11 protein-coding genes are annotated in these 13304 nt (G+C 46.0%); 1 reads left to right on the top strand and 10 read right to left on the bottom strand.

What is annotated here, in order from left to right; all coding sequences use genetic code 11:
* Positions 1-21 precede the first annotated feature (21 nt).
* The 5 genes from KAI37_RS19230 to KAI37_RS19250 all read right to left on the bottom strand — a co-directional run bounded on the left by KAI37_RS19230 (position 22) and on the right by KAI37_RS19250 (position 4491).
* A complete protein-coding gene (locus KAI37_RS19230) occupies positions 22-549 on the bottom strand; it encodes an FHA domain-containing protein (protein WP_069290165.1) in 528 nt (175 codons plus the stop codon).
* 67 nt (positions 550-616) lie between these two features.
* Positions 617-1165, bottom strand: coding sequence for an FHA domain-containing protein (locus KAI37_RS19235; RefSeq protein WP_068942022.1), 549 nt, complete (start codon positions 1163-1165; stop codon positions 617-619).
* A 32-nt stretch (positions 1166-1197) separates the two neighbouring features.
* Positions 1198-1647 carry a J domain-containing protein gene (locus tag KAI37_RS19240; protein WP_071642401.1) on the bottom strand — a complete coding sequence of 150 codons (450 nt, stop codon included), beginning with the start codon at positions 1645-1647 and terminating at the stop codon, positions 1198-1200.
* A 130-nt stretch (positions 1648-1777) separates the two neighbouring features.
* Positions 1778-2203, bottom strand: coding sequence for a hypothetical protein (locus KAI37_RS19245; protein WP_013311475.1), 426 nt, complete (start codon positions 2201-2203; stop codon positions 1778-1780).
* 119 nt (positions 2204-2322) lie between these two features.
* A complete protein-coding gene (locus tag KAI37_RS19250; RefSeq protein ID WP_220031512.1) occupies positions 2323-4491 on the bottom strand; it encodes a transcriptional regulator in 2169 nt (722 codons plus the stop codon).
* A 638-nt stretch (positions 4492-5129) separates the two neighbouring features.
* Here KAI37_RS19250 and KAI37_RS19255 point away from each other — a divergent pair.
* Positions 5130-7220: a vWA domain-containing protein gene (locus tag KAI37_RS19255; RefSeq protein ID WP_258383003.1), complete on the top strand. Its 2091-nt coding sequence runs from the start codon at positions 5130-5132 to the stop codon at positions 7218-7220.
* Positions 7221-7263: 43 nt separating this feature from the next.
* Here KAI37_RS19255 and KAI37_RS19260 read toward each other — a convergent pair whose 3' ends face one another.
* The 5 genes from KAI37_RS19260 to KAI37_RS19280 all read right to left on the bottom strand — a co-directional run bounded on the left by KAI37_RS19260 (position 7264) and on the right by KAI37_RS19280 (position 13255).
* A complete protein-coding gene (locus KAI37_RS19260; protein WP_220030042.1) occupies positions 7264-8175 on the bottom strand; it encodes a serine/threonine protein kinase in 912 nt (303 codons plus the stop codon).
* 177 nt (positions 8176-8352) lie between these two features.
* Positions 8353-9606: an L-lactate MFS transporter gene (locus tag KAI37_RS19265; RefSeq protein WP_220030043.1), complete on the bottom strand. Its 1254-nt coding sequence runs from the start codon at positions 9604-9606 to the stop codon at positions 8353-8355.
* 190 nt (positions 9607-9796) lie between these two features.
* Positions 9797-10561 carry a LytR/AlgR family response regulator transcription factor gene (locus KAI37_RS19270; protein ID WP_071642405.1) on the bottom strand — a complete coding sequence of 255 codons (765 nt, stop codon included), beginning with the start codon at positions 10559-10561 and terminating at the stop codon, positions 9797-9799.
* Complete coding sequence (locus tag KAI37_RS19275) at positions 10558-12219, bottom strand: sensor histidine kinase (protein WP_176716854.1); 1662 nt, start codon at positions 12217-12219, stop codon at positions 10558-10560. Before KAI37_RS19275 ends, KAI37_RS19270 begins: the two co-directional genes overlap by 4 nt.
* A gap of 49 nt (positions 12220-12268) precedes the next feature.
* On the bottom strand, positions 12269-13255 hold the full coding sequence (locus tag KAI37_RS19280) for a S66 family peptidase (RefSeq protein WP_071642407.1): 987 nt from the start codon (positions 13253-13255) through the stop codon (positions 12269-12271).
* Positions 13256-13304: the final 49 nt, after the last annotated feature.

The following is a 13304-nucleotide window of genomic DNA, read 5'->3' on the forward strand; positions in this document are numbered from 1 at the left end:
TGCACCATTGCCAATTCCGTCCTAGTTTTCGTTATCCCACTCAAAATGGGCGCCACACAGCGGGATAAAGATAAATTTGCTGTGTCCCAGCTGAATCACGTCATAGGCAGCCAGCTCTGCTGGTGAATATACCGCCTCGTTATTGTGGTACGCCAAACCTGATGAATCGCCTGGCAGCAAGTAAAAGTTACGTTTCTTCGGATCATACACAATGACAGCATGATTTCTGCGGGAAATCGTGTTATCCCCGATAATGCGGACATGCATTTCCTCTGCGCGCCCGATAAAGTTTTTCTCCGCCATAATGCGATAGTCCTGACCCACCTGTGCTCCTTCGATGCATACCAGCCATCCAGTTACCGGATGAATCCCCACCGTCTCGCCCAAATACGGCATTGTTTTGTCGTTATCTCCCGCGACGTTTGTTTTCGCCACTGGCTCTGCGCTCTTGGGTGCAGCTACATTTACTACCGTGTTGCAATATGGACACGTATTTCCGTGCTTTCGTGTACTGAACATGTGTCCGTTCGGGCATCTTGTCAAACTCATAGTCGGTTCCTTCCCCCATTGTCATGATTGTCTTTTCAGCGATCTGAGGATTTTCCAGCATCCTCATCTATTTAACGAGCAGTCTCGTATTGGCAATATATAATAAGTCACCTGAGTAAATCCGGTATGGCTCACCGCTTTCCAACTTCTTGGTTACACTTTCGTTGGCAGACCGCAAGCCTGTACCATTACCGGAATCCACATCCTCCACAAACCAGTCGCTGTTCACCCGGTTGAGCACCGCATGCTCCACACTTACCAGGGAGGCATAATCTGTACCTACCAAATCAATATCCGCCTCCGAACGTGACGTTGTTTTACCGATTAAGAGTGACGTTTCGCCTTCGATATACCATTCTTTAATGGACTCGCCCTCTTCATCAATCAACACCAGCTTGGCAATCCGATGACGTTTCGCCTTTGGCTTGGCTACGGGTACAACAGACACCAGATTGCGCAATATGTATACAAGCACGCCGATTCCAATACCTATCGCGACCACGGTTTTCAAACCGCTGTAGCCTGTACGATTAAACACATAAAAGGCGATCGCCAGCATCAGCCCGAACATGGCAACATCTATGATGAAAACCCATCTGTTCTGCGCCGTTTTCACTGCTTGCTTCCCCCATTTCTATCCTGAAATCATCACTTTTTACGAATACCGAAAAATTGGTTAAACATCGCTGAGGTATCCGTCGGATCACCGGGTTTTTTCGTTTTTTTCCCTGGTGAGCCCTCCTTCGTTTTCGGATGAAAACCAAAAAATTGCTCAAAATCAGTACCTATATCAGCCGGATTGAATCCTTTGGCTGCCGTACGCGCACCGCCGGAGGATGCAGCCCCTCTATCTCTCTCTCGCTGTTCCCCGCCAGCTCCCTCAGTTTTTCGGATGAGCTCGGCATCGTATGCCTGCCGCAATGCTTCGTCACGCAAGGTATTGTAAGCCTCGTGAATTAGCTTGAACTTGCGCGTTGCTTCCTCGCTTCCCTGGTTGGTATCAGGATGATACTTTTTGGCCAGTTTACGGTAAGCCTGCTTAATCTCTGCCTCCGAAGCATCCCGGCTGACACCGAGCAGCTCATAGTAGTTGGTCATTGTGTGATGTTCCCCTCTCCGAAAAAAATAAATATTAAGAGACCCGTAGGCCTCTTAATATTTATCCACCCTGCACTTGTGTGCCGGGTGAGTGTGTGTTTAAGCTGCACTTAACGTGAAGACGTTAAGCTTAAACCGGATATCCGCCGTCGATTGTAGCCAGCTCGGTTTTGTCTTTCTTTTGTTTGATGTAAAGTGTAAATGCACCTACACCTTCTGTGTCGCCGAAGTGCTCGTTGTAGTCTACAACGAAAGCATTCGGGAAGTGGATTTTACGCACAACTTGATCAGCTGCGATAACTTCCAGTGTTACTTTACGGTAGCTGTCTGCTTTTTCAGCAGGAACCAGAGACCACAGAGCCAGTTTCAGCGTGTCATCCGCGCTGTCACCGTCTACTGCTGTGATGATTTTGCCGCTGATGCGCAGCGTGGAGCCTACGTCAGTGGAGCGTGCATTGGAATCGTCCGGTGTATCGGTGTCATAAATAACCGTTTGGATGTTATCCAAGCCCAGCTCGATTGTTTCTTGTCCTTCTACTTTCAATCTGAATCCCATGTGTGTTGCCTCCTTGAAATTAGGTAATATGATGGCGGAAGATGCAGAGCTTCTCCGCGATTTATGTATAAAGGCGATTCTGGATAGAAACGCCTCTAACATCTTTCGTAGTGCTCGGATCATGATTTGACCGAGCTGGTTCCCTTAGTGATCATGACTTCCAGGTTCTTCACATTACCGTTGAAGACCAGATCGATATGGCACATATTGCTTTTCTCATCAATAATGAAGCTCATATCGTCTCCGTCCTGAATGATCGAGTTAACAGATCCTCTGCTGCTCAGCCACTTGCTCTTCTGACTGCTCGGATTGTTACTGAAGAAGCGGACGATATTTTCGTGTTTGAAGTCCCCTGTCTGGTAGCGCAAAATACGTTCAATGTACGTGCTGACCAGCGTCTTGTAGATGGAGTCAAAACCGTCCTCGGACATCGCCATGCTTCTCGCCTTGTAGACGGTAATCCGGCGGATATCCTTATCCTGGATCTGAGCATTCTCCGACGAGAATACAAAGCCGAAGTTTTTACGGTTGATGGCATCCTTGATCGTGTTGGTGAATCCGGTGATTTCCTTGGCCATTGTCGTCACCGTGCGCAGACTGTTGTCTCCCGCTTCAATGTCGAAGCGTACGCCAGGAAAGTTCTTATTGACCGTTTTGAACGTCTCACGCAGGTATTCAGGACACTGATAGGAAGCGACCAAGCCGGCGGCAACATAGGCTGCACCCACATAAACGCCCTCGATCCACAGCTTGAGAATATCCTCTTTCTCCTTAGAGAGCTGTACACCATCTTCGGTCTGTAGCATTTTGCTGTCGATAATAACACCCGATTTGTCCTTCGGAATAATCGTAAAATTCGGTACACAAGGAATGGCAAATTCGCTATATTCTCTGCGAACGAGACTGGCGCATTTATCGACATATTTATCGATGCCTGCTGTCGCCATACTGTTGAAAGTCGTTTCTTCACCGGATTCAAAGTTAAAGAACATTTGAATTTTGTAATCCTTCACGACTTGCAGCAGCATCGAGAGCGATTCCATAGAATTCCCGCCCTGCTTAACGACCTTCTCGTTGCCCTTGAAGCGTTCACGTGAAACCTTTACCTTACCGGCTGCTTCAAGCTCGACGGATGGAACGATACCGAACCAGATCGTGTCGCTGAATTCATTCTTAGCATTCACAGTATTCAGGTACGTTTCCAGACGCGGGATATTGCTGCTTTTTACCAGCATGTCCAGCTTGTTGTTCGCCACCAGCATTGTCGGCAGCATGCCTTTGCTCTTCGTTGCATATTGGTCGAAGAACATTTTGACACCGAGAATTTTCTCCACAAGCGGCTTAACCGCCTTTACGAAATCGTCCTTGGCATTTTTATAGAACTCCAGATACGTGTTGTAGTTTTGAACTTCAACGGCTGTATCCACCTTGGTCTGAACAGCTGGCAGTGGCACAAACGTGCGAACTACCAAATCCTTCACATAGTCAGAAGGCGTATCTGTGATGGAGTTATAATCCTCTTCGAATACTTGGGAGAGATCGCCAGTGCTGTTCTCATCCAACAGCATCAGCTCAGTACTGTCGCTCTTCGGCGCTTCAATAATTTTCAGTTCGCCGCTTTCTCCAATGGAGAGCATACCCACCTGGATCAGCTCACCGGAGTTTTCCTCTTGGGCGCCACCGAGCAGAAGGCGGGTTTTGATGTCCTCAATTGCCAGTGGGAGCATAGCCATAACGTTGCTATAGTTCTGACTCGCTTCCTCGAACATACCATTCAGCTTGTCACCCATATCGAGTTTCTTCGGATCGCCATCATCCAGCTTGTCGTATTCACCATACATATAATGAATTTCTTTGCGGACTTGACGAATATCATCCATGACCTTTTTCGGTGAAATCATATCCAGCAGATTTTCAAATTTGAAATCTACATTGGTGATTCCTTGACTGCGCTTGGTATCGATGAGCGTAAACAACATTTTCAGAAAGTCATTACTTTGATTTACACGAATTTCAGAAATGCTATCCTCATCAATTCCCTCTGGCTTTTTAAGGGTGTAGACGACTTTTTGATTGGCCGCGTTAAAAAACGAATACACGGTTGGTGAAAACTTATCCAAAAATTCGTCAAAGCTGCGCACCAGAAGGTGCTGATTAATTTCCTTGATCTTTTCATCGCTCAAGCTGTCAATACCCTTCACATCACCTACAATGGTGATCAGGTCCAGCTTTTCCGGGTTAATCTCTTCAAAAAGCATTGTCCGGTTGGTTTGATAAATGATTTCCATCGCTGTCGGCAAATGAATAAAGTATGAGTTATAGGTCCATTGCTCCATATACGGACATGGGATGTCCAATTTGAAACGGACGAATACTCATTTTTAGTTCTTTTGCCTCCTCCCCCCTACTTAACATTTAAATTCATCAAAGGATTGAGCTTATACCACATTTACGGTACAGGCATGTAACCTCGAAAATCGGTCCGAAGCGTTATTCGGCTTTTAACGGCAAAGCATACAAATGAGATGTTTTTCAAATTCAAAAGTCAGATAACACAGAAATTTCAAATTTATGATTTCGTATTCCTAACTTCAATCCCAATTTTTGCCGTTGATACGAGAGCTATCATACAAAGCTCCCTTCAGTTTTGTCAATTTCTGTAGTCTCAGATTGAAACAGGGCATTTTGACTCATTTTATGCGTGAATACGTAATTTTCATGATATGTTAGACCTGTTTCTTCAGGGAAATATTCACAAATGGAACCCAATTACCGATAGAAGTCCATTGGATATTTCTGATAAGCGTAAAAGAATCAAATTCATGGCTAATGTGAGGGTTATCAGCTGTTTTGATCCTTTATCCCTTATATCCCAAGGATTAGGAGAGTTGATCCCCCTATGTTGGCCTCGACGATGGAGGAGCTTATGTTCAGAATAAGGAAACTAGGGATTATCGTTTTCATGACTTTTGTACTATTTTTACAATTGGGCTTAAATGGGGTCATTTGCACTGTAAATCAGGCTAATGCAGCATCTTTAGGTGCTGTCCCGATCGAGGGATATGATGCCGTTTTTGTATTGGATACAAGTTATTCCATGAGGGATACTGATCCTGAGGGCATTGCCGCCGAAGTCATCAATATGTTTATGGATTTGAGTGATGCAGACCGCACACGCGTAGGATTCGTTGCCTACAATCACAACGTGGTCGCCTCGAAACCACTGACTTCGATTGCCGTGGCAGCGCAAAAATCCCAGATCCAGCAGGATATCAGAACGCTAAACCGTTCCGGTTATACGGATTTGGGACTTGGGTTGCGCAGAGGCTCGGAGCTGCTAGCGGCAGGAGCATCCCAAGGGCGTCAGCCTTTTATGATTCTATTGTCAGATGGAGAGACTGATTTTGGTGCCTCCTCTGGTTCCCGATCCAAAGGTGACTCCAATAACGATGTGTCCTCTGTCATCAAATCTGCACAGACCAAGGGATATCCGGTGTACACGATTGGTCTGAACCATGATGGCACAGTGAACCGACAAGAACTCGAACGGATCGCTTCTCAAACGGGTGGAGCTTCTTTTATTACGAGTAGTGCGGAGGATCTGCCGGAAATTCTGAACCGTATTTTCGCCAGTCAAATTCGCTCCAAGCTCGTTCCAATTGCTGCAATTACGACCACTGGCGAGATGCAAGAATTAACTGTAACTCTACCTGATTCTAGTATGGAGGAAGCCAACCTGGTGCTTTTGTCGGAGCATCCCCTTCTGGAAACACAGCTATATTCCAATTCAGAAAATGTCCGCAGGTACAAGTCGAGCCGATATGCGATTTTAAAAATCGAACATCCACAGGCAGGTAAAGTGAAGTTGAAACTACGGGGCATACGCGGGGATTTGGTAAAAATCAATTTACTTGGCAGCTATCGACTGGAAGCCGAAGCTACCATGGGAGGAAAGCAACAAGCAACGGCAACTCATGGCGACAAGCCTGTGCAGTTACTGAAAGGTCAATCCACACCGTTTCAAGCTCAGCTCCTGTTACCCGACAGTCAAAAGCTTACGGATGAAGCCGTATATACGTCTCTCCAAGCCCATATTATAGTTACTCCAAAGGGGGGCACAGCCAAAAAGGTGCCTATGACCTATAAGTCAGGAGCCTTCCATACCGAATATGCGTTCCCTCAAACTGGGGATTATACATGGCAGCTATCCCTGGATAGTCCGCAATGGTACCGTAAGGGAACTGTACATAAAGTTCACGCGGCCAATGCAGCGCCACAAGTCTTGAAAGACCTGACGATTCGCCTGGTAAAAGAAGACGGTGATTCCCGTCGAAGTTTATCGGATTTTATTATTGACCCGAATCATGACAAGCTGAACTATAAGCTGGATTCAGAACCCTCTGGGGACGCGGTCAATGCTGAGATTAACGGTAATGATCTGCTGCTATCCGAGCTCCACACAGGTGACACTCAGCTAAAGATTACCGCTACCGATCCGGAAGGCGCATCCAGCAGCGCTACACTAATCGTTTCCGTACAATCCCGGTATACAGCCATTAAGTGGACGGTAGCCATCAGTATCGTGGTAGCCGCTCTTCTGTATTGGTTCTTGCGGCCGAAGCCGCAGTTTGCGGGAAGAATCGAAGGATATTTTCTCGCAACAGCAAGCGGACAGGAGATTCCGGTAAAATCTTGGCCGCTCACCTCCTTTCCGGGTCGTAAGGTCAGCTTGCAGGAATTGTTCCGTACGCTTGACGTTCACGAACCGTTGCCAGAAGCGGAACGGATCCTATTTTCCGCAGGCAAAAAAGGGAGCCTGATCGTGAAACATGATACACGCTGTGCCTTACAGCATGGAAAGATCAGATTAGCCCGCAATAAAAAAGCGGTCATGGAGTACAGTGACAAACTGTACATTACATTCGAGGATGGTGTCACTGAAATCGAGCTGCGATACAAAGCGATTAAACCGAATACTTCAGTGTATACCGACCATATCCAAGCTCCGACAGGATAATGTCCGTCACAACGTAAAAAAAGAGAAGCACCCTCTCTTACGATTAACGAACCGTAAGAGTAGGGCGCTTCCCTTTTTTTATCCAATATTCCGCACGTAGTGCGGCTTTAAACCATCTAAGTGAGCGGCAACGCTTGTTAGCCTGTACCTCCAGCCCACGCCGAATGACATACGGCAACAGAGAAAGTCCCGCATTTTCAATCTGAATCCGCTCGGAATGATCTGCAAACAATCGGCCTGGCACATCTGGCGGAGGTGTTCCTTTTCGGCAATAATACAGCGTGGCGGCCAAACTATAGATATCCGATACAGGCCCCTGCTGCGAACGATTAGAGTAAAATTCCAGCGGAGAATAGCCCGCCGTGGTGAAGATTGGATGCTCTTTGCCTTCAAAATGCACAGCCGAACCAAAATCAATCAGCTTGATGTTGCCATTTTCCCCAATCATAATGTTGCCCGGCTTAATATCCCGATGAATAATTCCTTTGTCATGAATGTACTCCATGGCATCAATTAAAGGTAGCAGCGTATGGTACAAAAAAGTGGGATCATACGTTGGCACAGCCTCTTCTTTCATCATTCGATCCAGTGTCTTGCCTGCACAGTATTCCATGACCAGATAGGCAGTTCCATTTTCCTCAAAGTGATCTATATAACCGACAATCCCCGGATGACTTAGCTCCTTCAACATTTGCCCTTCACGCAGAAAGTAATGCATAAACTCCACGTATTTGGATTGCATAGAAGCACCGCAAGTGACCGTTTTTCGATCCACCCCCCGCAAAGCCAGTGCATTCGGAAAAAATTCTTTCACAATGACCTTTTCTCGGTTATCCAACAGCCTTGCCGTATACACGATGGCCAGCTCACTGCGGGACAAGGCGCTTCGAATTTGATATGTATTTCGCAGCTTCGTATTGCGGGCAAGCAGATTCCCGCTTGTATCCACGATCATGACTCGTCCTCCTGTCAGGTTCTTAGCTTATGTCTTTTGTATATATCGGCTTATTACACATCTTTTTATTATACCGTAAAATAGATTATTGGAAAAACAAATAACCTGCCATAATCTCCCTTAGAGAAATGATGACAGGTCTTTTGGCATTCATCTGGTTCTTTTTTCTCAAATTGTTTAACCCAGTTTCGTTCCGGGCTTCATGCTGCGCACACTGTTGGTATTTTTCTTCCGTTCACTGCGCAGTTTGCCTTTACCTTGTTCTGGAGTGCGAATGGTGAGGGCAATCAGGAATGATACGACACACAGCACAGCAATCGTAGTAAAGGTAGGGATGAATCCGCCGAGCAAGGCTGCGATAAATGACCCCGCCAGCGCACCGAGGCCAAAGCCTTGATACACAATACCATAGTTTTTGCTTTGATTTTTCAGACCGAAGAAATCAGCTACGATGGCAGGAAAGACTGTAATGTTGCCGCCGAAGCAAAAAGCAATTCCTGCTACACAGGCAAAGAACAAACCATAATTCAGCGGTACCAGACTCAGCACTGCAACTGCGACCGCCGTTGTTAATAGAGCACCCGCTACTACTTTCAGACGACCTACTTTATCCGATAGCGCACCTAAAATGATCCGACCCGCCGTGTTGAAGATAGCGACCATAGCGACCGCATTAGCGGCTGTTGCTACATCTAGACCGGCCATCCGTACGCCGATATCCTTGACTACTCCAATCAGGTAGAGACCACTCATACAAGCGGTAAAGAACATTACGAACAGCAGGTATGCCTGCTTGGTGCGCAGCATTTCTTTAACGGTGTAGTCCCGTTGTACAACCCCATTTTGTACCGAAGGCTTGTTCACGACTACAGCTTCTCTTACCAGGAAAGAACCACCCACAATCATGATCAGCACGATCATTCCCCAATATAAAAACGCTTGTGATACGCCAACGGACTGAATCAACGAACCATTGATATACTTGAATATAAGACTACCTGTTCCATATGCCCCAACCGAAATACCGGAAATAAGTCCTTTTTTCTCAGGAAACCATTTAATCAGATTCGACAGTGATGTTATATATGCCGTTCCATCCGCAAAACCTACGACAATACCCGCCAAAATGTAAAGCAGGGACAGCGATGTTACCTGCGAACTGAGCATGAGTCCTGCTCCTAACACGACACCTGCACACAAAATCAAACGACGTAGTCCCCATTTATCCTGTAGTTTGCCTGCGAATAATGTAGCAAACGCCAGTGCAAAACTGGTAATTGAAAATGTAATGGCAACCGAACTGAGATTCCAGCCAAAGCGGTCCACCAACGGTTGATTAAATAAACTCCATGTGTAAATGGTTCCTAATCCCATCTGGACAATTATTGTTCCAAGTACGACAAGCCAACGATTTCCGCTGTTTGTTTTCATTTCATTCTCCTCTTTTCATTCCGGCTCTACAGCGTCAATTTGTGATCATAATAACCGGGAATCCAGTACGCTTTGCGCCTGTGGAGGAGCAAGTCTGTAAGGATTCTCTCTACATGGATTATTATAACCCTGCATGTTAGCCAGAAATCGTTTGAGGAATGAAATGCACATATAGCGGAATGAAATGCCTTTAAAGTCGCATAATTTGCCGAAATTCCTTGGCTTTACTACGGCTCACCGGAATCTCTGCTTCTAGTCCACGCAAACGCAGGAGATACGTATGGTTGAACCAAGGTACAATTTCACGGATCTGCGACAAATTCACCGTGTATGATCGGTGACAGCGGAAAAAGTCCTGCTGCGGCAGCCGGGCATGAAATTCCGAAATGCTCATCGGCATCGTATATTCTTCGTGCCTTGTAAAGACACGGGTCACCTTTTCCTGCGCACACGCATAGTAAATATCGTTCGCATCCGTCACAATGATTTTGTCGTTTTTCAGCAAATTAATACGACCTGGCGCAGCAACGGCGCTGGCTTCAGCAGCTCGGGGTTGTGCAGTCTGGACAGGTTCCTGTATTGGAACGTTCCGCTGCTCATAAGCATTTTCCAGCTTACGCAGCATAGATGCGATCCGTTTTTCATCATATGGTTTGAGGATGTAGTCGAACGCCTCCAATTCAAAAGCCTGCGCCGCATGTTCTTTATAGGCGGTTGTAAAAATAATATAGGGCTTTTTGGCAAATTTACTAATGTTCTGTGCCAGCAGCATCCCGTCCAATGAAGGAATGTTAATGTCCAGAAAGATCGCGTCCGTCTCCTGATCTTGCAGAAACCGAAACACATCTAGCCCATCCTCGAAACTATCGGTTACCTCAATGTTGCTATGAGTCTGAATAAGATACTCCAGCTCTTCACGCGCCGGAAGTTCGTCTTCTACAATTATGGCCTTCATGACTTCTCCTTTGGTATGTCAAAATAAACTTCGGTGCCCGGCTCATGCTTCAGAATAATAACTCCTTCGCCGTACATAAGCTTGAGTCGTCTGTGCACATTGTACAAGCCAATCTGTTTAGCCGGAACCCGATCATGATACAGGTTATCCACAACATCATCCCGTATACCTACCCCGGTATCTGCCACAGAAATACGCACCTTTTCTCCACGATCCTTTACAGAAATGGTTACTGTACCTGATCCTTTTTTCTTGAGAATTCCATGATTAATCGCATTCTCAACCAGGGGCTGGATAATAAGACTTGGAATACGCACAGACACCTCATCCATTACATACTCTACCTGAAGTCGGTTGCCGAAGCGTGCTTTTTCAATTTCTACGTAATCAGACACCTGCTGAAGCTCCTTATGAATTTCGATCAAATCATCATTTAGTTCCAAATTATAGCGCAGATAGCCCGATAAATTAATGATCAACTCTCTCGCCTTATCCGGCTTGGTGCGTGTCGTAGAGGCAATGGCGTTCAGCGCGTTAAACAGAAAATGGGGATTAATTTTCGTTTGGAGCGCCTTTAGCTCGGCTTTATTCGCGGCTTCCTTAATTTGCTCCACACGTGACACTTCCATTAACGTGGAAATGATTTGAGACAAGCCAATCGCCATCGTCTGCAACGGATACGTGATTTTATAAGCTTTGCGATAATAAATCTTCAACGTTCCGGTTACTTCTCCGCGCTCCTCTAACGGGATAATGAGCAGAGACTGGATTTGGGGTGTTTTATCGTCTGCAATATGGTTGCGGATCGTAATTTTACCGCTGCGGATCGTCGATTTAGTCACATCGCTAATGATCTCATCTCCGATGTGATAACGCTCTTCGCCAAAACCGACATAGGCAAGCACATCTCTGGTATCCGTAATTGCCACCGCGTCTGCCTTGATATCTTCTTTTATGATCGAACAAATGGTATGCAAGGATTCCGCATTAATGGAGCGAAAATAAGGCAACGTCTTATTGGCAATATCCAGTGCAAGCTTGGCCTGTCTGGCCGCGATATTCTCCTTTTCCCCCTCCACACTCTGGATCAACAGAACGATTAAACCGATACTAACTTCTCCGATAATCATCGGTAGACCAATCTTAGAAACGATGTCCACTCCAAGGTTATGGGGTTGTGCCATCACCAGAATGAGCAGCATCGTTAATGCTTCGCAGACCATACCTGCGGCGATACCGACTAGCCATCTCTTGGAACGGTTGACCCGGCGGCCGATGTATCCTGACACCACACCTGCCAAAATACTCGTAATCAGACACGGAATCGAGGTCACTCCCCCGATATCAATTAGATAACGGTGAATACCTGATACAATACCTGTAACGATCCCAACCCAGGGTCCGAACAAAATACCGCCCGCCATAATTGCAATGATTCGAACGTTAACAAGCGAACCTTCGACTTCAATCCCGGTGTACGTACCAAACAGCGCAAACATACAAAAAATCAAGGTTAATATGGCCAGCTCTGCCGGAGAATGGCTGTTCTTTTGCAAGGTTTCCTTAAACCGCGGGATACGTGTAATAAAAAATAGACAAATCAGTAACAACGCTGCGCGCTCAAATAGCTGCATCAGCATTTCCAACAAGGCGTTCACCTGCGTTCCTCCCAAATAAAAATGGATATGTCTACATAGGTTGTGTTAATTATTCACATATTTCAATACTCACCCTGCCATTATGGGCATGGATGCTAGCCTTCCCACCAATCGGATATGTAAACTGCGGCGTAGTATGACCAAAATCAGCATCTGCAATCACTGGAATGGAGGCCAATTCTCTTTTCGAGCTAATGATTTGCCGCAGCAAGACTTCTGTCATATGCGACGCCTGCTGAAATCGTCCTATGATGATCCCCTTAACCTGATCAAATTCAGGCTGGTGCAACAGTGATTGCAAATCCCGATCAAACGTAGCGGGAGAGCTTTCGTAATCATCCTCAACAAATAGAATGCTTCCTTCCAGACTCGGCATATACGGAGTCCCCTGCAACAAATTCAGGGTACACAAGTTTCCGCCCACAATCGTACCCGTTGCTTCACCTTCATGAATTGCATACGGACCCGCATTGCGGTGAAAGCTTCTTTGATCCTGATCTAGATACCAAGTATCGTCACTCCACTCCGACGAAGACTGAATTTGAATGCTACCCCCTTCCAACATCAACCTTTGAAAATACGCCGTCGTATAATCATTTCCTCGCAACATGGCAAACGTCAAAAAATGAGGTCCTGCATACGTGATAAGCCCCGTTTTGGCATAAATCGCATGGCTTAACGCTGTTATATCCGAATAACCACATAATCGTTTAGGATGAGCTGCAATCAGTTCATAGTCAAGATGGGTAAGGAGCTGATTGGCATTATAGCCCCCAATTGAAGTCAGGATGCCCTTTACCTTTGGATCGACAAAAGCTTCGTGCAAGTCTGCGACTCTGGACTCTATTGAGGAAGATGTAAAATCATCATTTTCCAGCACATGTTGCGAAAAACTCACTTTAAACCCTAGCTCCTCCAGTCTTTGCTGGGCAATCAAGCGATTTTCCTCAGAAACGATAGACAAGCTTCTGGACGGCGAAAGAATGCGTATCTCGTCTCCAGCTTTTAATTTGGGTGCTTGCTTTCCTATGATCATGGTCATCCCCCCTTAGTTACAAAGCATTTAAACTGCCACAAATTATACC

It is taken from the genome of Paenibacillus sp. S25 (assembly GCF_019454085.1).
GTDB lineage: Bacteria > Bacillota > Bacilli > Paenibacillales > Paenibacillaceae > Paenibacillus > Paenibacillus polymyxa_B.